Genomic DNA, 19390 nt, shown 5'->3' with positions numbered 1-19390 from the left:
GCAGACCATGAAAGGATTTCCTAAAGTATTAAAGACAAAAGAGGATTATTACAACTGCCTTGCTATGGTAGCAAGCGGAGAACTGGCGGCAGCAGATTTGCTGGCGAAAATCGAGAGCGCAGAGAACCAGCGTTATATTGAGTGCGGCGTAGCAGCTGTAGAGGAAGAGAAAAAGGCGGTTACGGTATATTACTGCGACGAGGCAGCGGTAGGTATGAAATTCGTAGCGGGCGACGTATCCGGCACGGTGCAGGGAGTAACACATATCCAGACCGACGAGGCAGCGGCAGCAGGAGAGGCAGGAAACGACAGAACAGCCCTTACACTTTCCAAAGCGGTAAAAGCGGGCTGCAAGGTAATTGCGCTGGAACGCACAGACACCGTGGCAGGAATGACAACAGACGACATTGCAGCACTGAAAGGAGTATTAAAGCAGTATGAGTAGATTATTAGTGGACGACGTTACAAAGACCGACGCAAGGGCGCTTTTGAACGTAAATAAAATGGCTACAATCAGCGATATTGTAGCACCGAGCAATGAGTACATTTACGCCAGCGGAGCAAATGAGCTGACAGTAGTAGAGGGCTGCGTAATTGCCGTGGGCGGCGCTGGAATTTTCAAGACAGCGAATACCATTCTTACGGCTGCTAATCTGGACGCAGGCAGCGCTTTTGCGGTAGGTAAGGACTATTACGTATATATCTGCGACAGCAGAATTGACAGCGCAGACGAGAAATACGTAATTTCCCTTAACTCTACATACCCGACAGGCTGGAACGCTACAAACAGCCGTAAAATTGGCGGCTTTCATTATGGACGCTGCCGCAAGGTGGACAGCAATTTACAGCCGCTTAATGGCAGCAGCGTTATTTTTGGCACAGGCTGGGAAAGTGCAGTAAGCAACGGCATTGTACCACGTTCTGTATGGACACTGGGACACCGCCCGAAATGCAGCCCAGAGGGTATGGTATATTTAGGCGGCGGCACATGGGTAGACATTTACCTTAATTCTGACGACGGAGCGAAGGGCTTGAAATCAGAGTACGGCTGCGCACCTATGACGGGTACAGAAAGCATGAACTGGTACAACTTTGTAGAACGTCTGGCAAAGAGCGGTAAGCGTCTGCCGAACTATGCAGAGTTTTGCGCTTATGCTTTTGGCAGCCCTGCCGGACTGGATAACGCAAATACAAACGCATGGAGCGCCACCAGCAATACAGGCAGAGGCGTAACGGGCAGCGTAGTAAATGCCGTTTCTTCCGTGGGTGTTGTAGATGCCGTGGGGCGTGTATGGGAGTGGCTGGACGAGCTTATTACAAGAGCGGAACACGCCACAAATGCAGACTACCACGCAAGCGTAGCGTGGGGCTGGGACAAGAAAAGCCCATTGAACACAGGCGAGAAGTCTTACAACGTTGGTAACATTTACCAGTATTACGCATATTCTCTGGCGGCGCTGGTAGCGGGCGGCCGCTGGGACGGTGGGGCGATTTGCGGCGCTCGTGCCGTGCATTGCAGCAGCTACCCGTGGTATGTCACTGCGGGCATTGGCGCTCGTGGGGCGTGTGACTCTCTGTAGACGGCGGGCGAAAGCCCAGCCGGATAAACGGGGGTAAGACATGGACATACAGACAAAAACAGATATTATACACCAGAAAATATACGATTTTCTGCTATATATCTATCCTCTGCTTACGAAGTACCCAAAGTATGAGAAATTCAGCTTACAGACGGCGACCAGAAACGCAATTCTTGAAATGCTGCAAGAGGTTATAAAGTGGGATAAGACGGCAACGAAAAGCCACTTATACACGGTAGATACGGCATTGCAGGAAAGTAAAGAATTGCTGCGGCTGGCGCATGATTTGAAATATAGCGCCATGAACGCACGGCACTACGGCGAGAGCTGCCGCAAGCTGAAAGAAATAGGCGTTATGCTGGGAGAACTGATAGAAGAGGTAAAGACCAGAAAATAGCAGGATATGGGGCAGCTGCTTACTTACAGCCTCTGGCGGCGCTGATAGCGGGCGGCAACTGGAACAATGGGGCGAATTGCGGCGCTCGTGCCGTGAATTGCAACAACTACCCGTGGAATGTCAATACGAACATTGGCGCTCGTGGGGCGTGTGACTTAGTGAGAACATTACAGGCACAGAGTTCTACGGAATACTGGCAAGGACTTAGAAAAGGATAAGACCGAGTGTTTAATATCCTATAGTCAGAGCGGCTGTCCCGCCGTGAGGCAAAGAGAAAAAATACGGCTGCTGGTTAGTAGCTACGGCGAAAGGCAGGAGCTTAATACTTGAAGAGAGTAGGATACATTACCGATAAGGACGGGCGGCACATTACGCTTTTAGAGGCTATGGGCGACTATGGAAACGTACAGAAAGCCTATAACAAAGCCAGAAAGTGTAAGCGCCACAGAAAAGACGTACTGATTTTTACGAAAGACAAAGAGGAAAACTTAGACAAGGTGCGGGAAGATATTCTAAACCTTGCCTATGAGCCGAGCGAATACCATTACTTTAAGGTGTACGAACCGAAAGAGCGGCAGATAATGGCGCTGCCGTTCTATGACAGGGTGGTACAGCACGCCATAAACAACGTGTTAGAGCCTATATTTGATAAGCGGTTTATATCACAGTCTTACGCCTGCCGGAAAGGTAAAGGTATGCACGCTGCATCTGATACATTAAAAGAGTGGCTGTATGAGTGGAACAAATACCACCCAGACCAGCCGCTTTATGCTATCAAGGCAGACATACACCATTATTTCCAGAGCATAGACCATGCGATATTAAAGGCTGAAATACGTAAGGTTATAAAAGACGCTGGGGTACTGGCATTGCTGGACAGGATAATAGACCACAACGGCAATATGCCGGACGGCGTAGGGATACCAGTAGGAAACCTTACCAGTCAGCTATTTGCAAATATATATCTGGACGCATTAGACCAGTTTATCAAGCACGAGCTGGGCGTAGAGGCGTACATACGCTATATGGACGACTTTGTAATATTAAGCCCAGACAAGGAACAGCTGCGTAGCTGGCTTGCACGGATAGAGCAATTTTTACGGGAAGAGCTTAAGTTAGAGTTTAACCCGAAAACTACCATACTGGCAGCAAAGAACGGTATAGACTTTGTAGGCTACAAACACAGGGCAACGCACAGGAAAGTACGAAAGGACAGCATAAAGCGCATAAAGCGTACTATCAAGAAGTGCGAGAGCGGTAAAATCACAAAAGAACAGTTACAAAAGAGTATACAGAGCTGGACGGGACACGCAGGACACGCCGACAGCTATAACCTACGAAAGAAAATAGAAACGCTGGCAGAGGCAGCCTTAGAAAAGGCTGCTTAAGCGGCAGAATGCAGGAGCGAGTACATGAGTAGCAATTTACTAAGGGTAGTACAAGAACAACAGGAAACCATAGAAAAGCAAAGCAGGCTTATTGCTGATTTAATAGCCACTCTGGAAAGCTGGGAGCAGACAGCAGGCTACGACGGCGCAGAGCTGAAAGAGCGGGCAGAAAATTTGCAATTAAGAGAAAGGCAGGATTTATGAACATGACTATTACAGAATTTATTGAGGCGGCGGCACATAACAAAATTATCCAGCTGGTAGTATTGGCGATTGTGTGCGACACGGTTTTTGGCGTGCTGCGTGCAATCAAAGAGAAGAAATTTAACAGCTGCGCAGGCATTGACGGGGCTATCAGAAAAGTAGGTATGCTTATTTCTCTGGTATTCATGCTGGCAATCGACGTACTGATTAAGATTAACTTAATCGGATTTATACCGGAGCAGGCACGTACATATTTAGGGCTTGATACCGTGGGCGTGGCTGAATTTTTCGCATTGCTTTACATTGCTTATGAGGTAGTGAGTATTTTTAAGAATATGGCATTATGCGGGCTGCCCGTAAAAAAGGTATGGGAAAAGGTGCGGGAGTTTCTGGCGAAGTATACGGACGAACTGCCGGACACAGACGAACTGGACGGGGACAGCACCACAGGCAACGTAGAGGAACACAGGACACAGGAAAGATAAGAATAATAAGGACATAGCAGCAAAGAGCGCTTGCGGGACACCGCAGGCGCTTATTTTGTATGCGGAAAGGCAGGAAATATGAACATTAACAGAAAGATAAGTAAGTACAATTTCAATAAGGGCAGCGTTTCCAGAATTAAGTATATTGTTATCCATTATGTAGGCGCACTGGGCGGCGCAGAGGACAACTGCCGATATTATGGCGGCGGCAATAGAAATGCGTCGGCGCATTACTTTGTAGGATTTAACGGCGAGGTATGGCAGTGCGTAGAGGACGCTAATATAGCGTGGCATTGCGGAGCGTCGAGCTATAAGCACGCAGAGTGCCGAAACGCTAATAGTATCGGTATTGAAATGTGCGTAAGGAAGAAAAACACAAAGAGCATGGGCGCAACAGATAAAGACTGGTATTTTGAGGACGCAACAGTAGAGGCAGCGGCAGAGCTTACCCGTTACCTTATGAATAAATACGGTGTGCCTGCATCTCATGTAATCAGACATTACGACGTAACGGGCAAGATTTGCCCTAACCCGTATGTATATAACACCAGCGCCCACACATGGGACGAGTTTAAGCGTAAAATCAGCGGACAGGCAGAAACACCGCAGGGCGGCAATGAAAAAACAATCTGGAATTTTCTTACAGGAAAGGGCTTAAATGCTTATGCCGTGGCTGGTATTATGGGTAATCTGTATGCTGAAAGCGGGCTTATGCCGAACAACTTACAGAACGCCTATAACAATAAGCTGGGTAAGACGGACGCAGAATATACAGCAGCGGTGGATAATGGCAGCTATGGCAATTTTGTAAAGGACAGTGCAGGCTATGGGCTGGCGCAGTGGACGTATTGGAGCAGAAAGCAGGCGTTGCTTAATCATGCAAAACAGGCGGGCGTATCCATTGCAGACCTTAATATGCAGCTGGGCTTTTTATGGGAAGAATTGCAGGGATACACAGCAGTAATGGACACACTGAAAAAGGCGGGCAGCGTGCGTGCTGCATCTGATGCCGTTCTTACTGGATATGAAAAGCCAGCAGACCAGAGCGAAACAGCAAAGAAAAAGCGTGCAGAGTACGGCGAGGGATACTATAAAAAGTATGCAGCAGGAAACGGTACAAAGTATTACAGAGTGCGCAAGAGCTGGACGGACGCAGCAAGCCAGCTGGGGGCGTTTACGTCGCTGGAAAATGCAAAGAGCGCTTGCAAGGCGGGTTATACTGTATATGATGATAACGGCAAGGCGGTATATACCGCAGCGGGGCAGCAGGCAAGCGCAGGCGTTCCGTTTAGCGTACAGGTGGATATTTTAGACCTTAATATCAGAACGGGAGCAGGCACGAACTATGCAAAGACAGGAGAAACCACAGGAAAGGGAGTATTTACCATTGTGGAAGTGAAAGCCGGACAGGGCGCAAGCGCAGGCTGGGGACGCTTGAAGAGTGGCGCAGGCTGGATTAGCTTAGATTATGCCACAAGATTAGCTTAAGTTTTCGAGGGTGGGCGGTTTGCTGTCTGCCCTCTATTTTTTTGCAATTTTCTTAGAAATCTATACAAAAGTGTTGACAATATACCGAAAAAGGTATATAATAAAATCATGGAAAGGAGAAAAGAACAAATAAGAGGCAAAGCCACTGGAAAGGAGAAACGGCACAATGGGTAAGAAAAAGAAACAAAAGAAAAAGCCTATCAACTGGCAAGAATTGGCAATCAGTGCAGTGATAGACTTAATCATAGGAACAATACTTATCATAATTGGTAAGTACATAGGTTAGGGCGAAAGCCCTAACCAACAGGCGGGCAATAAGCCCGCCGCCTATAAGAAATATAACACAAACCCAAAGCCGAGTAAAGAGTATGCTTTTAAAATTAGGAGTATTTTTAGTAGCAGTAGGACTGGTAAAGCTGCTGGTTGCTTTCATTTTGAGGGCAAGAGAAAAGAGAGGTAAGGCATGAATTTAGGCGAAAACATTAAAACAGCGAGAAAAGCGGCAGGCGTGACGCAAAAGGAACTTGCAGAGCGCCTGCAAGTATACCAGAAAGATATAAGCCGCTGGGAAAACAACGAGCTTACGCCAAATGCAATAACACTGGCGAAAATTTGCAGAGAGCTTAACGCCTCTGCTGATGAAATTTTAGAATTGAAGTAGAAACGAAAGCGAGGGCTTACTATGACAAAGAAAAAGGTAATTTTATTGGCAGCGGCTGCATTATTTGCAGTAAGCGGCTTAACGGCGCTGCCGTCTGGAAATATAACAGGCGGGGTGGGCTGCATTGTGGTTGCGGCAGTATGCGCCTATTTTGGACTAAAAAAGAAAAGAGCAGGAAAAGAGAACGGAAACAGAACGCCAGCGCCTGCCGCTGTATCTGGCGGCAGAATTTTAGATACAATCAGAACGAAAGTAGTAGGCGTGACGTTTAATAATGAGGACGGAGAAAACAGGCAGGATATTTTAAGCAGAATGTCCGGCAGTGAAGATATTACAGTAGAAAAGTATACATACAACGGAGAGCCTGCCGCATACGTAAAGTGGGGCGATAAGGTAATAGGCAATCTATCGGCAGAGCTGGCGGGGGACTTAGCGAGAAAGTACCCGAAAGCCCGCTACACCGCAGAAATACTGGAAATTTCTGGGGGGGGGGTACAGACGTTCGGGTGCAATATAGAGCTTGACGTAATCGAGGACACAACGCCCAGCGTAAGCCAGCATACGGGAGAAACTACAGTATATGTAGACCGTAGCAACAAAAAATACCATAGTAAGCCTAACTGTTCGGGAATGAAAAACCCAAAGAGCATACCGCTAAGCCAAGCAAAGAAGAAATACACCGCTTGTAAAAAGTGTTGTAAATAGGTAAAGGCATAAGCCGCAGACTTGTAAAAGAGTTTGCGGCTTTTCGTCGTATATGGGGAAAGAACAGGAACGAAAGAGAGGTAGCAGAAATGGCGAATAAGAAAGGCAGCCGACAGCTGACATGGACAGACCGTATAAGTATTGAGGCATTGAAAAAAGCAGGGCATAGCGTGATAGAGATAGCAGAACAGCTGGGCGTACACCGCAGCACTATATACAATGAGCTTAAGCGAGGGGAATATATGCACAGAAATAGCGACTATACAGAAACATTAAGTTATAGCCCAAACAAGGCACAAATGAAAGCAGAGGAAAATTTAAAGGCAAGGGGTACACAGCTTAAAATAGGAAACGATATTGCATACGCAAATTATATAGAGGATAAAATAGTAAATGAAGATTACAGCCCAGCTGCGGTACTGGGAGAATTGAAAGCACAGGGGAAAGAGGGGGACTTTTCCGTAACAGTATGCGTAACGACCTTATACAGCTACATTGATAAGGGTATTTTCCTTAAGTTGTCTAATAAGAATTTGCCAGTAAAGAAGAATAAGAAGAGAAATTATAAGAAAGTACAGAGGCAACAGAAAAGGGCGGCAGCAGGAGAGAGTATAGACAAACGCCCGAAAGAGATAGATACACGGGAAGAGTTCGGCAACTGGGAAATGGACAGCGTTTTAGGTAAGCGGGGAAAGTCAAAAAATACGTTGCTGGTACTGACAGAGCGGAAAACCAGAAACGAGATTATATTTAAACTGCCAGACCATACAGACGAGGCAGTAGTAGCGGCACTGGATAGATTAGAAAGAAAATGGGGCGCTGATATGTTTAAGCGGGTATTTAAGACAATCACAGTAGACAACGGCAGCGAGTTTGCAGATGCAGAGGGCTTACAGCGTTCTATTATCAACGAGGGAGAAAAGCGGACAAAGGTATATTACTGCCACCCGTACAGCAGTTGGGAGCGTGGCACAAATGAGGTAACAAATAAGATGATACGCCGGAAGATACCGAAAGGCACAAATTTTGACGACAGGACAGAGGAAGAGGTAGAGAGTATAGAGAACTGGATAAACGGATACCCACGCAAAATACATGGCTATCATTCAGCAGGGGAACTATTCGAGGAAGAGGTAAAGCAGCTTGCATAAGAACGGAAATAGGGAGCGTGAGAGGCTGGCAGCAGTGGCAGCCTTACTATTGCACTGCCTAAAAGTGAAAATATACAATAAAACAGGCTACGTATTGTGCAAAACGGCAAAACGATAAAAATATGAAAAAATGTCGAATTTAATGTTGACATTTTTAGAACCGGCGGTGTAGTCAAGAAATATTGTGGAAACGCAAGATTTCTGCTATAATGGGTATAAAACACTTGACGATGGAAAGAAAGGCGGGAAGCCTATGCACATTAGTTATCAGCCACTATGGAACACACTGAAAGAGCGTGGCATGAGGAAAGAGGATTTGCGGCTTGCCGCCGGTCTTACCACAAATATGATTGCCAACATGGGCAAGGGAAAGAATATCAGCATGGAAACGCTGGTTCGCATTTGTGAAGCCTTGAATTGTGGTATTATGAATGTGATTAAATTAGAACAGGACAATATCTAAAGCGATATAATTTTATATTTGATTCGATTTGCACAAAAAATTAAATTTTAATGGTGTATATTTTCTATTGCACCCAATGTAAATAAGTGCTATCATAAAATAAAACAAGTACATTTGAAACATTTTATGATTTGAGAGTGTGCTTGCAGGTTAGTGGCATATTGCCAATAACTGAATACAAAAAATGTAGGTTCTGGTCATTTTAGAAAGGAGTATTGTTTATGAAAAAATTTAGTAAAAGATTGTTTACCTCGTTGGTAGCGTTTTGTATGCTTTTTTCTGTGAGTGCGGTTCCTGCTTTTGCAGCGGAAACAACAACGGAAATAACGGATACTCAACAGCCGGTAGTCATTGGAGAATATGACGGATACTTAACCGATGTTATGATTTCCGATGGTGTCACCAAAAGAGCAGTCGCTAATGTTCGTATTAACTCTTATGCAACTTATGATGAGGATGATGGGATTCAAGTTCATGTGAAGTTGTATGTACCGTGGTATGAATCTCCAAAACCGGAGTTCACTGGTATGACTGGTACAGTTAATGTGCTTATGAACAAAAAATCCACCAATACGGCATTTGCAGAATTAGCCGACGGTGAAGAAACAATCGAAACTGATGTGGATACTGGAAGAACAGGTAATAGCGGAGATAAGGGAACGGTTTCTGTTTCTGGTGTTGCTACCGCTAATAATGCCTTGGCAGGCGGTGGAGCTTTCGCTATTTCTTACCCTGTGACACTTCCCTAATTAAATGCAAAACAGTTGTGAATTAAGGTTGGTAATAGGTAAAATGAAACGGTTATTGGCAATATGCGTATGTTTTTTTATGTGTGTAGGCTTATGTTCGTGTGATTCTTCCCAAACTCGGTCGGTATCATCATATAACTGGTCTTTAGAATTTATTACTGATTTAGATGGTAATATGTTATTCTCAGGTTCAGTGCATGATGACATACCAGTATTGGATTTGACATTGAGTTTTGAAGAAAAAAGTTTTATCTTAACAGATAACACTCATAAACAAGAATGGACAGGTACATATTCGCTTGAAAAGATTGACAATTCTTCTTCGAAACTCGGATTAACTTTTGAAAATTTAGAGGAGCCTGTTACAGGCGTATATGGAACAAGAGTTTATTCTGATGATTCAGAAAGCGCAACAATTACATTACAAACTGATGAAAATATCCTGTCTTTTGTTGGAGAAGATTCATAAATAAAAACAGCCGCTGTAGGAACAAAATCCTACAACGGCTGTTTTTATTTCCACGGCCTGCGCCGGAAGTTCATACCAGACTGTTTTATCAGCGGGGATTTCTTGAACAGCTTTTTCAAAAGGCTTCGTTCCTCTTGTGAGAGCCGCTTGTATTTGAGCCGGAACGCCTTGCAGAATATCTCCGTGAATTGCTGAACCCTGTCCCCCGGAGATTGCATGGCCTTTTGTACTTCCCGTATAAGTTCATCGGCAGGCGTGGTATCCGGCGCACTTTCGCTGTCATTTTCGTGCGCCTTGCGTATATCATGGAGAATGACGTCCCATGTTTTGTGCGTCACATGGCAGAAAAAATCTTCTTCCTCTATCTGACAGGCTTCCAACACTTTGATTGCCCGGTCTGCCGCAGCTTCGGGGTGTTCTTCCAGTACCATAGCCCGTAAAGCAGCCAGTGAGCTGTTTGTGTCATGGAAGTGCATGGTTGCTATCCCGTCCACATAGATTTCTGCGTCTGCCAGCAATTCCTTAAATTTTTCATGGGAGATAATCTCACACAGCAGCCGGTTATTGAAGCGTTCACTTTTCAGCAGTTCCACGACTTCATCACTCAAATGTAATTCTTCTATCGGGGTGTTTTCATATCTCCGATTATTGGTAAGGCCGAGCAGATAGTCAACCGACACCTGATAGAAGTCTTCCAGCTTCAACAGGCTGCCGTGGTTAATTTCCTTGTATTCGTCGTTGTCGTTTTCATAACTGCCGAGGGCTGATTTTGAAATGCCGGTTTCCTGTGCCAGTTCTTCCAGATTCAAGCCCCGTTCCACCCGTAAATCTTTCAGGCGTTCCTGTACGGAAATGCGGGTTTTCATAAACACATCGCTCCTTCCTGCGGCTGGCTGCCGCTGTTATTCCTTATTATACCATATACCGTTCCGAAATCGTGGAATTTTTCGATTTTGGGGCGGTTTTCCTATTTTATGGACATACGGGAAAGGGTTCAAAAATGAGCTATGATTAAGTCAGTTCATCGATGGATTATTTCCAATCGAATGACCGGCCTGATGGGATATGCTCCCCGGCGATGTAGCGCAACGACCTGCGGCAAGGAAATGGAGGAACCTTGACCGCAGCGAGCGTACCAACGGGAACGAAACGCCGCTGTGAGATTCAGGGGCAGGAACGACAGCAGGACAACCCGGCAGAACTGATACCAAAACGCTACCCAAACACGACAAATCGGCGGGGTGTAGTCTGCCCCGTCCGTAATACTATGGGGCATTTCAAAGCGGCTCTATGGCCGTATTTTCCTTGAAAATCGCCCCGAAACATGACACCAAAAACCTTTATCCGCCTGTTCCCGTTGTTACGGCTGAAATGGGCGGATTTTCTATGATAGGAGGCACTATGCCGAGAATGAGCAAGAAACGGAAGTTGGAGCTTTCCTTCTTCCTCAATGACCGGGGGCGTGTGACCTACAACGACCTGTGCCGGAAGTGCCAGCATAAGTGCAAGCAGAGTTTCCGGGCTGTCGTGATAGACTGCCCCCATTACCTGTCAAAACGAGCCAAGCGAAAGGAGAAAATCAGTTAAATGGAATTTGAATTTATGAGCGCAGACACGGTTCTGCCGCCTTGTATGCCGCTACCCGCCGCAATGCTTCGGCTGCCGATCAGCAGCACAGCAAAAGTCATGTATGCCCGTCTGCTGAACACCACCCTTACGGCAGGGATAGAGGATAGCAACGGCATTTTGTTTGTCCGTTTTCCTATCATGGAATTAGCGGCAGCCCTCTCCCGCAGCCCCGTCACTGTGAAGCGTTCCCTGAAAGAATTGGAGGACATCGGGCTTATCCTGCGGGTGCGCCGGGGTGTGGGAGAACCAAACCGCATTTACACGCTGCTTCCCAAAGGAGGGCTGCCATGATAAATGAGAAGCTGGAAAAGCTGAATCAGGAGATTGCCAAAGGCGAAGCCAGACTGCGGCGGGCGCAGCATGAAGAAAAAATACTGGAACACCAGGTGAAGCAGCTTACCCGGAAGGAACGGACGCACCGGCTCTGTACCAGAGGAGCTATGCTGGAAAGTTTCCTTTTAAGGCCGGAAGTGCTGACAGACGAGGATGTGATGGACATTCTGAAACAGGCATTTTCTCAAAGTGGCATGAAGGAAATAGTTGCAGAAAGCGTGAAAGGGCGGGTAGCCGGGGAATCCCTTACGGAGTAAGGGCGCAACTATACACCGGTCAAGCCGGTGCGTTGCGCCCTGCCGGGGGCTTCCTGCGGAAAGCGGATGATTTTCAGCACCGTTGCGGCTGCTTCCAATCATCACAGGGGACGCTACACTTCCCCTGCGCTGGCTGCGCCAGCTACCCCTTTGTGGACTTGCCGCCCGGGAACACCTTGCGCTGCAAGCTGTTCCCGTCCAGCAAGTTTACAATTTATCTATTCCAAAACAGGACTGCCCGTAGTATAATAAAGCTAATGACGAACACTATCTAAGGAGATGGTTTTATGTATGGATTGATTGCTTTGAATTTCATCATACCCTTTGTTATGGTTTTTGTAGGATATATCTTAAAGAAGCACCCGGTAAAAGATATGACATCCGGTAACGGATACAATACGCCTACATCTCGGAAGTCACAAGAGCATTGGGATTATGCACAAAGCATAGCACCTAATATTTTTATTGGTATTGGCAAAACATTAGGTTTGGTAGAAATCGTTTTGTGTATATCCTTACTTCTTCTTAATATTTCTACACAGACTACCGTATTTGCAGGAGTAGTTGTTGGAATTATTTTTCTGATTTTTGGATTTTATAAAACAGAAACTGGAATTACAAGTAAATTTGCGAACAAAAACTTTTAAGCTATTAGACAGCTTTCCATCATCGAGCCAACCTGACCCGAATCTTCAAAACTGAATACTAATCGCCTACCAGCGACACCACTAAGCAGGAAATCAGAAACGGTTTCCTGCTTTTCTTTTGCCCAAAATCAACCACAGGAAGGAGGAACGCTATGCCCTGTCCACACCATGATATAAAAATAATCCAGCGCAGCAACCACCAGTCAGCCGTTGCGTCTGCCGCCTACCAGAGTGGGGAACGGCTGTTTTCCGAGTACGACCAGAAGCAGAAATACTATTCCCATAAAAGCGAGATTGTCCATACAGAAATCATGCTGCCGCCCCACGCCCCACCAGCGTATGCAGACCGCAATACTTTGTGGAACGCCGCCGAAGCTATCGAGAAGCAATGGAACTCCCAGCTTGCCCGGAGAATCGTGCTTGCCATACCGAGGGAAATCCCCCCGGAACAGCACGCCGACCTTATCCGGGACTACTGCCGGGAGTTTTTTGTTTCTAAAGGCATGATTGCCGATTTTGCCATCCACGACAAAGGGAATGGGAATCCCCACGCCCACATCCTGCTGACCATGCGGGCAATGGACGAAAACGGGAAATGGCTTCCCAAGAGCCGGAAGGTTTATGACCTTGACGAGAACGGCGAGCGTATCCGGCTCCCGTCCGGGAGCTGGAAAAGCCACAAGGAGGATACCGTGGACTGGAACGACCAGAAGTACGGAGAGATCTGGCGGCAGGGCTGGGCGGCTACCGCTAACCGCTATCTGGAAGCCAACGGACGCCCGGAGCGCCTTGACCTTCGTTCCTATGAACGGCAGGGGCTTGATAAAATCCCCACCGTCCATATGGGGCCAGCAGTCAGCCAGATGGAGAAACGAGGGATACAGACCAACATCGGCAACTTGAACCGGGACATCAAAGCCGCCAATTCCCTTATGCAATCTATCCGGCAGATGGTACGCCACCTGAAAGGCTGGATTGCAGACCTGAAGGAGAAAAAAGCCGCCCTGCTGGAAGCCTTGCAGGAATCGAAGGAACCCACCCTGCCGGAGCTGCTGGGGAAATATCTGGATTTGCGCCGGGAGGAACGTACAGGCTGGACAAGCAAAGGCCAGCTTACAGGCAGCGTTGCCGATTTCAACAAGGTTATGGAAGCTATCCGCTATCTGCGGGAAAAGGAGCTGTCCACTGTGCAGAGTTTGGACGCTTATCTGGATACCGTCAGCGGGCAGGCCGTTTCCATCCGGGCAGAGATGAAGCCGAAAGAACAGCGTATGAAAGAAATCAACACCCTGCTTTCCCATATCGCCAACTTTGAAGCCCATAAGCCGGTTCATGTGGAGTATGCTGCCATCCGGTTTAAGAAGCCACGGGAACAGTTTGCCGCCGCCCATCGGGACGAGCTGGACGCCTATAATGCCGCTATCCGTTATTTCAAGGTGCATTTGAAGGAGAAGAAGTACAGCATTAAAAAGCTGAATGAGGAACAGACACAGCTTGCCGGAGAAGTTGCCGGATATAAGGAACGGTTGTCCGCATTACAGGAGGATGTGAAGATTCTCCGGGATGTGCGTCACTGGCTCAATCAGGTTCTTCCGTCTGAACAGTACCGCCAGACCGCCGAGCCGGGAAAGAAACCGTCCATCCAGCAGGCAGTCAAAGGCCGGACGCAGCGTATCCGGGAAGAACAGGCCGAGAAACGGAAGCAGCCCCGCACAGAGAAAAAACAGGATATGGAACTTTAATAGGCGCTTGCTATTTTCTTTTTCGAGAATGACAGGCGCTTTTCTTATTTTCAGGAGGATTTATTTGAATGTATTTAAAGCTGTCAAGCAGTCTGTTACCACCCGGCAGGCTGCGGAGCATTTTGGAATCCGGGTGGGACGAAACGGGATGTGTGTCTGCCCCTTCCATGCTGATAAAAACCCCAGCATGAAGGTTGACCGGCGCTTTCACTGTTTCGGCTGTCAGGCAGACGGGGATGTGATTGACTTTGTTTCCCGTCTGGAAGCTGTCAGTCCGAAGGAAGCCGCCCTCATGCTGGCGCAGGAGTTCTCCATCCCCTATGAGGACAGGGAACCACCCGGCAGGAGAAAACCCAAACCCCGGCAGGAAACCCCGGAACAGCGGTTTTGCCGCATGGAGCGTTACTGCTTCCGGGTGCTGTCCGATTATTACCATCTTCTGCGCCGCTGGAAACGGGACTATGCCCCTAAGATGCCGGAAGAAGCATGGCACCCGCTTTTTGTGGAAGCCTTGCAGAAGCAATCCCATGTGGAATATCTGCTGGATGTGCTGCTCTCCCCGGATATGGAGGAACGGGCAGTCCTTATCGTTGACTATGGAAAGGAAGTGAGCAATCTTGAAAGACGAATGGCAGAGCTTGCCGCCCAAGATACGGCAGGCCGCAGAACAGACCATACAAGAAGCAGCCCCGCCCCGGAGCATTGAGGAAGTAAAGGCCATGCTGGAAAGCACCGAGAAAGGCAGCGTCCGCAACAGTATCCGCAACTGCCTGACCGTCTTTCAGAATGACCCGCTGCTTTCCGGGGCAATCGCAAAAAATCTGCTGACCGAGCGAGTGGACATTGTAAAGCCCATCGGCTACCACCGCATCGGCACCGCCATCACGGACACGGATATGAACTATCTGCTCCTGTATCTGGAAGAAACCTATGGGCTTACCAGTGAGAAAAAGATTACCGCCGCCATCGGGATTGTTGCCAATGAAAACGGCTACCACCCCGTCCGGGACTACCTGAACGGCCTTTCATGGGATGGGCAGGAGCGTATCCGCTATTGCCTGCGCCACTTTCTGGGAGCCGACACCGACCAGTACACCTATGAAGCCCTGCGGCTGTTCCTGCTGGGAGCCATCCACCGGGCATTTTGCCCCGGCTGTAAATTTGAAGTCATGCTCTGTCTGGTGGGCGGTCAGGGAGCCGGGAAATCCACCTTTTTCCGGCTGCTGGCAGTAAAAGACGAGTGGTTTTCCGATGATTTGCGGAAGCTGGATGATGATAACGTGTACCGCAAGCTGCAAGGCCACTGGATTATCGAGATGTCGGAGATGATTGCCACCGCCAATGCCAAGAGCATTGAGGAAATCAAGTCATTTTTAAGCCGACAGAAGGAGGTCTATAAAATCCCATACGAAACCCACCCGGAGGACAGGCTGCGGCAATGTGTGTTCGGCGGCACTTCCAATGCCCTTGACTTCCTGCCCCTTGACCGTTCCGGCAACCGGCGCTTCCTGCCGGTCATGGTGTACCCGGAACAGGCCGAGGTTCACATTTTGGAGGACGAAGCCGCTTCCAGAGCCTATCTTGCACAGGTCTGGGCAGAAGCCATGACGGTTTACCGCAGCGGGGATTTTAAGCTGTCTTTCAGCCCGGAAATGGTGCGCTATCTCAAAGAACACCAGCGGGATTTCATGCCGGAGGACACCAAGGCCGGGATGATACAGGCATACCTTGACCGCTATACCGGCGGCATGGTGTGTTCCAAGCAGCTTTTCAAGGAAGCCCTGAACCACCCCTTTGACGAGCCGAAGCAATGGGAAATCCGGGAAGTCAACGACATCATGAACCATTGCGTGACGGGCTGGAATTACTTTTCCAACCCCCGTGTGTTCCCGGAATACGGCAGGCAAAAGGGCTGGGAGCGTGAAACGAAAGCAACGGACATCAGCAACGGAGCTGAAAAAATCCCGGAAGGATTTGAGGAAGTCACGGAACAGATGGAGCTTCCCTTCTGAAAAATGCAGCCGGTTGCCGACCCTGTTGCACTCCCGTTGCCGAGCCGGTTGCCGGGAAACCCCCCGTAACTGCGGGCTTTTCCCCTTATCAGCAACCAAAACAACAGAAAAATAAAAGAAAATAAAAATAAGAGCCAAACTGCCAGACAGAGATAGTTTTCAGGTTTTTTGAAGCCCGTTGCCGGACTTCGTTGCCGACCTTCTCCTTGTCTGGCTTATTCTATTATGGAGGATAACTGCCTATGGCAAAAACGAAAACAGAGATTCATGTTACCACAGTTTTTGACGGCGAACTGGACGCCACAGACGTCTTTGTGAGCCTGATTGCCCAAAAATATGGGCAGAATACCAGCAAAGAAAATCTTGCGAAAACACAAGATTTAGAGTATAATAAGGATGAGGTTCAGAAGAACCGTGTTCCGTCTGGATTGTGCGGGTAAACGGTTATGATGAACGGATATGAATATACAGACATGGACGCAATACTGGCAGGCAGCTTCCGGGCAGCCATCTATTGCAGGCTTTCCAAAGACGATGACCTTGACGGGGAGAGCGCCAGTATTGCCAACCAGCGGGATATGCTGGAAAAATACTGCGAAAAGCAGGGATGGGAGGTTGTGGCAGTCTATCAGGACGATGGCTACACGGGGCTGAACATGGAGCGCCCCGACCTGAAACGGATGCTCAAAGCCATCGAGCGCAGGCAGATAAACCTTGTCATAACGAAAGATTTATCGAGGTTGGGCAGAAATTATTTGCAGACCGGCACACTCATTGAGGACTTCTTTCCCCGCCACGGCGTCCGCTATATCGCCATGAATGACGGTATCGACACCATGCGGGAGAATAACGACATTGCGCCGTTCAAGAACATCCTCAACGAGATGTACAGCAAGGATATTTCCAAGAAGGTACATTCCTCTTACCTTCTGAAAGCCCAGCAAGGCCAGTTTACCGGCTGTATCGCCCCTTTCGGGTATCAGAAAGACCCGGAGGACAAAAACCATCTGCTGGTGGACGAGGAAACCGCCCCCATTGTCCGGCAAATCTTCCGCTGGGCGCTGGAAGGACACGGCCCGAACTTTATCCGGCGCAGGCTGGAAGAACAGAAGGTGCCTTGCCCTACATGGTGGAACCGGGAACGGGGCTTCCGCAATGTCCGCACTAAATGGGAAAAGAAAGACCCGGTAAACGGGCGGTATATGTGGGATTTTTCGGTAATCAAGGACATCCTGATGAATCCCGTCTATACCGGGGCTATCGCTTCCCAGAAGAAGGACTACCGCTTCAAAATCGGCACCATCGGGGAAAAAAAGCCGCAGGACTGGATTGTGGTGGAGGAACGGCATGAGCCGATTGTTGACCGCAAGAGCTTTGACATCGTGCAGGACAAGCTGAAATCCCGGCAGCGTTCCCGCCAGACCGGGGAAATCAGCCTGTTTGCGGGGCTTCTCAAATGTGGCGAGTGTGGGAAATCACTGACTATCCGCTACACCAACGACAAGCACCCGAAGCAGATTTATTCCTGTAAGACCTATAATGCCTATGGGAAACAGCACTGTACCCAGCACCGTGTGGAGTACGAAACCCTTTACCGCCTTGTGCTGAACAAAATCCGGGAATGTGCGAAGGCCGCCCTGATGGACGGGGAAGCTGTTGCCGGACGGCTTACCAACACCTGTGAAGCCGAGCAGAAAGGCCAGCGGGAAGCGTTGGAGCGTTCCCTGACGAAGCACGAGGAACGGATTGAGGTACTGGAAAAAATGGTGCTGCGGCTCTATGAGGACATGGTTGCCGGACGTATCAGCGAAGCAAACTTCAATCTCATGCTGGATAAGACGCAGAAGGAACAGGCTGAACTAAAGGAACGGGTTGAACAGGGGCGCAGGAAGCTGGCTGATGAAATCCGCCTTGCCGTGGACGCCAAGCAATGGGTGGACGCCATTCAGGAATACGCCGACATCACGGAGCTGGACGCTGCCACCCTCAACCGTCTGATTAAAGAAATCGTTGTCCATGAACACATCGACAGCGATAAGACACGACACATTTCTATTGAAATTCATTTTAATCTCAAACCCATCCCGGAGGTGGAACAGGTCACGGCCTGACCTGTTCCCGCCGGGGCGGTTCTAAAAAAATTCCATAAATTTCTTGACACGCCGCCGCCCGCCATCGAGCAGAGTTTTACACCTATTTTGGTATGAAACAGCTTATGGCAGGTGGAGGTGTCGTTCTGATCGGTACACAGCTTGTACCATTACTGGCGAATTTGTTTTAGCCGGGGCAGTAGGAAAGGAGAACACGCATGGATAAGATTTTTGAGTCCATAGAAGAATGGATGCGTAACCTCCTTACAGGCATGGTCAGCTCAAACCTGACGAACATGTTTACCGATGTGAATGAAAAAACCGGTGACATCGCTAGTCAGGTTGGGCAAACGCCCCAGGGCTGGAGTGGCAGTATTTTCAGCTTGATCCAAAATCTGTCGGATTCTGTGATCGTACCGATTGCCGGAATGATCATAACCTTTGTGTTGTGCTATGAGCTGATTTCCATGCTCACCGAAAAGAACAACATGCATGACATAGATACATGGATGTTTTTCAAATATTTCTTCAAGATGTGGGTTGCAGTATGGTTCGTAAGCAATGCTTTTACGATCACAATGGCAATTTTTGATGTTGGACAGAATGTAGTGAACCGGGCGGCAGGTGTTATCAACCAGCAGACGGCAATCAATATTGATTCGGTAATCACCTCGATGGAGACAGCAATGGAATCAATGGAAGTAGGGGAGCTGATTATACTGGCACTGGAAACGCTTCTGGCGAGCTTGTGCCTAAAGGTTATATCCGTTTTTATAACGGTTATTTTATATGGTCGTATGATAGAAATTTATCGCGCGTCCAGAAGCGCCGCTTTTCATCCAAAGGCAGTGCGCGGACATTTTGGGAATCCGGCTTTAGCAAGCCGGTAAAGAAAAGTATCAAAGGCGTGAAAAGCGTCACTTTAGCGTCATCCGATTTA

Annotated in this window: 23 protein-coding genes and 2 pseudogenes; 24 read left to right on the top strand and 1 reads right to left on the bottom strand. The window is 48.2% G+C overall.

Annotation, left to right across the window (positions count from 1 at the left end; genetic code table 11):
- Window positions 1–7 precede the first annotated feature (7 nt).
- The 13 genes from D8Q48_RS07715 to D8Q48_RS07655 all read left to right on the top strand — a co-directional run bounded on the left by D8Q48_RS07715 (window position 8) and on the right by D8Q48_RS07655 (window position 9740).
- On the top strand, window positions 8–445 hold the full coding sequence (locus D8Q48_RS07715; RefSeq protein ID WP_055056154.1) for a hypothetical protein: 438 nt from the start codon (window positions 8–10) through the stop codon (window positions 443–445).
- Window positions 438–1580, top strand: a complete 1143-nt coding sequence (locus tag D8Q48_RS07710; RefSeq protein ID WP_121056126.1) for a hypothetical protein — start codon at window positions 438–440, stop codon at window positions 1578–1580. The genes D8Q48_RS07715 and D8Q48_RS07710 overlap by 8 nt, the downstream gene beginning before the upstream one ends.
- Window positions 1581–1620: 40 nt before the next feature.
- Window positions 1621–1977 carry a diversity-generating retroelement protein Avd gene (avd, locus tag D8Q48_RS07705; RefSeq protein WP_002591284.1) on the top strand — a complete coding sequence of 119 codons (357 nt, stop codon included), beginning with the start codon at window positions 1621–1623 and terminating at the stop codon, window positions 1975–1977.
- Between the two features lie 326 nt (window positions 1978–2303).
- Window positions 2304–3365, top strand: coding sequence for a reverse transcriptase/maturase family protein (locus D8Q48_RS07700; RefSeq protein WP_118019571.1), 1062 nt, complete (start codon window positions 2304–2306; stop codon window positions 3363–3365).
- Window positions 3366–3389: 24 nt separating this feature from the next.
- Complete coding sequence (locus tag D8Q48_RS07695) at window positions 3390–3569, top strand: hypothetical protein (RefSeq protein ID WP_002591286.1); 180 nt, start codon at window positions 3390–3392, stop codon at window positions 3567–3569.
- Window positions 3566–4054: a phage holin family protein gene (locus D8Q48_RS07690; protein WP_038269743.1), complete on the top strand. Its 489-nt coding sequence runs from the start codon at window positions 3566–3568 to the stop codon at window positions 4052–4054. Before D8Q48_RS07695 ends, D8Q48_RS07690 begins: the two co-directional genes overlap by 4 nt.
- Window positions 4055–4132: 78 nt before the next feature.
- On the top strand, window positions 4133–5542 hold the full coding sequence (locus tag D8Q48_RS07685) for a phage tail tip lysozyme (RefSeq protein ID WP_117469297.1): 1410 nt from the start codon (window positions 4133–4135) through the stop codon (window positions 5540–5542).
- Between the two features lie 463 nt (window positions 5543–6005).
- Complete coding sequence (locus tag D8Q48_RS07680) at window positions 6006–6203, top strand: helix-turn-helix transcriptional regulator (protein WP_055148480.1); 198 nt, start codon at window positions 6006–6008, stop codon at window positions 6201–6203.
- Window positions 6204–6224: 21 nt separating this feature from the next.
- Window positions 6225–6908 (top strand): hypothetical protein, encoded by a 684-nt coding sequence (locus D8Q48_RS07675; protein ID WP_243116251.1) that lies wholly within the window; start codon window positions 6225–6227, stop codon window positions 6906–6908.
- Window positions 6909–6997: 89 nt separating this feature from the next.
- A complete protein-coding gene (locus D8Q48_RS07670) occupies window positions 6998–8059 on the top strand; it encodes an IS30 family transposase (protein WP_002591292.1) in 1062 nt (353 codons plus the stop codon).
- A 253-nt stretch (window positions 8060–8312) separates the two neighbouring features.
- On the top strand, window positions 8313–8522 hold the full coding sequence (locus D8Q48_RS07665) for a helix-turn-helix transcriptional regulator (RefSeq protein ID WP_015514784.1): 210 nt from the start codon (window positions 8313–8315) through the stop codon (window positions 8520–8522).
- A gap of 221 nt (window positions 8523–8743) precedes the next feature.
- Entirely contained in the window at window positions 8744–9271 is a 528-nt protein-coding gene (locus D8Q48_RS07660; RefSeq protein WP_007884079.1) for a hypothetical protein, read from the top strand.
- A gap of 43 nt (window positions 9272–9314) precedes the next feature.
- The gene (locus D8Q48_RS07655) at window positions 9315–9740 is read left to right on the top strand and encodes a hypothetical protein (protein WP_022261510.1); all 426 of its coding nucleotides are present in this window, start codon (window positions 9315–9317) and stop codon (window positions 9738–9740) included.
- 44 nt (window positions 9741–9784) lie between these two features.
- Here the strand turns inward: D8Q48_RS07655 and D8Q48_RS07650 are convergent, their stop codons facing one another.
- Window positions 9785–10606: a helix-turn-helix transcriptional regulator gene (locus D8Q48_RS07650; protein WP_121056124.1), complete on the bottom strand. Its 822-nt coding sequence runs from the start codon at window positions 10604–10606 to the stop codon at window positions 9785–9787.
- 535 nt (window positions 10607–11141) lie between these two features.
- On the opposite strand from D8Q48_RS07650, the gene D8Q48_RS07640 reads away from it, so the two are divergent.
- The 11 genes and pseudogenes from D8Q48_RS07640 to D8Q48_RS07585 form a co-directional block, all read left to right on the top strand.
- Complete coding sequence (locus tag D8Q48_RS07640) at window positions 11142–11327, top strand: hypothetical protein (RefSeq protein ID WP_121056189.1); 186 nt, start codon at window positions 11142–11144, stop codon at window positions 11325–11327.
- Window positions 11328–11660 (top strand): hypothetical protein, encoded by a 333-nt coding sequence (locus D8Q48_RS07635; RefSeq protein WP_006859272.1) that lies wholly within the window; start codon window positions 11328–11330, stop codon window positions 11658–11660. It begins immediately after the preceding gene.
- Complete coding sequence (locus D8Q48_RS07630) at window positions 11657–11959, top strand: DUF3847 domain-containing protein (RefSeq protein WP_006859273.1); 303 nt, start codon at window positions 11657–11659, stop codon at window positions 11957–11959. Before D8Q48_RS07635 ends, D8Q48_RS07630 begins: the two co-directional genes overlap by 4 nt.
- A 287-nt stretch (window positions 11960–12246) precedes the next feature.
- A complete protein-coding gene (locus D8Q48_RS07625; RefSeq protein ID WP_006859274.1) occupies window positions 12247–12606 on the top strand; it encodes an SdpI family protein in 360 nt (119 codons plus the stop codon).
- 152 nt (window positions 12607–12758) lie between these two features.
- Window positions 12759–14348, top strand: a complete 1590-nt coding sequence (mobQ, locus tag D8Q48_RS07620) for a MobQ family relaxase (RefSeq protein WP_006859284.1) — start codon at window positions 12759–12761, stop codon at window positions 14346–14348.
- A gap of 64 nt (window positions 14349–14412) precedes the next feature.
- The gene (locus D8Q48_RS07615) at window positions 14413–15054 is read left to right on the top strand and encodes a CHC2 zinc finger domain-containing protein (protein WP_014081132.1); all 642 of its coding nucleotides are present in this window, start codon (window positions 14413–14415) and stop codon (window positions 15052–15054) included.
- A gap of 13 nt (window positions 15055–15067) precedes the next feature.
- Window positions 15068–16360: a virulence-associated E family protein gene (locus D8Q48_RS07610; protein WP_007884071.1), complete on the top strand. Its 1293-nt coding sequence runs from the start codon at window positions 15068–15070 to the stop codon at window positions 16358–16360.
- 242 nt (window positions 16361–16602) lie between these two features.
- Window positions 16603–16800, top strand: a complete 198-nt coding sequence (locus D8Q48_RS07600) for a hypothetical protein (protein ID WP_006858666.1) — start codon at window positions 16603–16605, stop codon at window positions 16798–16800.
- Between the two features lie 6 nt (window positions 16801–16806).
- Window positions 16807–18471, top strand: coding sequence for a recombinase family protein (locus D8Q48_RS07595; protein WP_007884068.1), 1665 nt, complete (start codon window positions 16807–16809; stop codon window positions 18469–18471).
- Between the two features lie 89 nt (window positions 18472–18560).
- Window positions 18561–18641: pseudogene (locus tag D8Q48_RS07590) on the top strand (Maff2 family protein); the annotation flags it as partial.
- 27 nt (window positions 18642–18668) lie between these two features.
- Window positions 18669–19262, top strand: a pseudogene (locus D8Q48_RS07585) (CD0415/CD1112 family protein); the annotation flags it as partial.
- Window positions 19263–19390: the final 128 nt, after the last annotated feature.

This window comes from Ruminococcus sp. B05 (assembly GCF_003628495.1).
GTDB classification, from domain to species: domain Bacteria; phylum Bacillota; class Clostridia; order Lachnospirales; family Lachnospiraceae; genus Schaedlerella; species Schaedlerella hominis.
This window is presented reverse-complemented; position numbering and strand designations above follow the sequence as displayed.

Coding starts and splice junctions, on each gene's coding strand:
- D8Q48_RS07715 (WP_055056154.1), top strand. CDS start 8: ATGAAAGGATTTCCTAAAGTATTAAAGACAAAAGAGGATTATTACAAC.
- D8Q48_RS07710 (WP_121056126.1), top strand. CDS start 438: ATGAGTAGATTATTAGTGGACGACGTTACAAAGACCGACGCAAGGGCG.
- avd (WP_002591284.1), top strand. CDS start 1,621: ATGGACATACAGACAAAAACAGATATTATACACCAGAAAATATACGAT.
- D8Q48_RS07695 (WP_002591286.1), top strand. CDS start 3,390: ATGAGTAGCAATTTACTAAGGGTAGTACAAGAACAACAGGAAACCATA.
- D8Q48_RS07690 (WP_038269743.1), top strand. CDS start 3,566: ATGAACATGACTATTACAGAATTTATTGAGGCGGCGGCACATAACAAA.
- D8Q48_RS07685 (WP_117469297.1), top strand. CDS start 4,133: ATGAACATTAACAGAAAGATAAGTAAGTACAATTTCAATAAGGGCAGC.
- D8Q48_RS07680 (WP_055148480.1), top strand. CDS start 6,006: ATGAATTTAGGCGAAAACATTAAAACAGCGAGAAAAGCGGCAGGCGTG.
- D8Q48_RS07675 (WP_243116251.1), top strand. CDS start 6,225: ATGACAAAGAAAAAGGTAATTTTATTGGCAGCGGCTGCATTATTTGCA.
- D8Q48_RS07670 (WP_002591292.1), top strand. CDS start 6,998: ATGGCGAATAAGAAAGGCAGCCGACAGCTGACATGGACAGACCGTATA.
- D8Q48_RS07665 (WP_015514784.1), top strand. CDS start 8,313: ATGCACATTAGTTATCAGCCACTATGGAACACACTGAAAGAGCGTGGC.
- D8Q48_RS07660 (WP_007884079.1), top strand. CDS start 8,744: ATGAAAAAATTTAGTAAAAGATTGTTTACCTCGTTGGTAGCGTTTTGT.
- D8Q48_RS07655 (WP_022261510.1), top strand. CDS start 9,315: ATGAAACGGTTATTGGCAATATGCGTATGTTTTTTTATGTGTGTAGGC.
- D8Q48_RS07650 (WP_121056124.1), bottom strand. CDS start 10,606: ATGAAAACCCGCATTTCCGTACAGGAACGCCTGAAAGATTTACGGGTG.
- D8Q48_RS07640 (WP_121056189.1), top strand. CDS start 11,142: ATGCCGAGAATGAGCAAGAAACGGAAGTTGGAGCTTTCCTTCTTCCTC.
- D8Q48_RS07635 (WP_006859272.1), top strand. CDS start 11,328: ATGGAATTTGAATTTATGAGCGCAGACACGGTTCTGCCGCCTTGTATG.
- D8Q48_RS07630 (WP_006859273.1), top strand. CDS start 11,657: ATGATAAATGAGAAGCTGGAAAAGCTGAATCAGGAGATTGCCAAAGGC.
- D8Q48_RS07625 (WP_006859274.1), top strand. CDS start 12,247: ATGTATGGATTGATTGCTTTGAATTTCATCATACCCTTTGTTATGGTT.
- mobQ (WP_006859284.1), top strand. CDS start 12,759: ATGCCCTGTCCACACCATGATATAAAAATAATCCAGCGCAGCAACCAC.
- D8Q48_RS07610 (WP_007884071.1), top strand. CDS start 15,068: ATGCTGGAAAGCACCGAGAAAGGCAGCGTCCGCAACAGTATCCGCAAC.
- D8Q48_RS07600 (WP_006858666.1), top strand. CDS start 16,603: ATGGCAAAAACGAAAACAGAGATTCATGTTACCACAGTTTTTGACGGC.
- D8Q48_RS07595 (WP_007884068.1), top strand. CDS start 16,807: ATGATGAACGGATATGAATATACAGACATGGACGCAATACTGGCAGGC.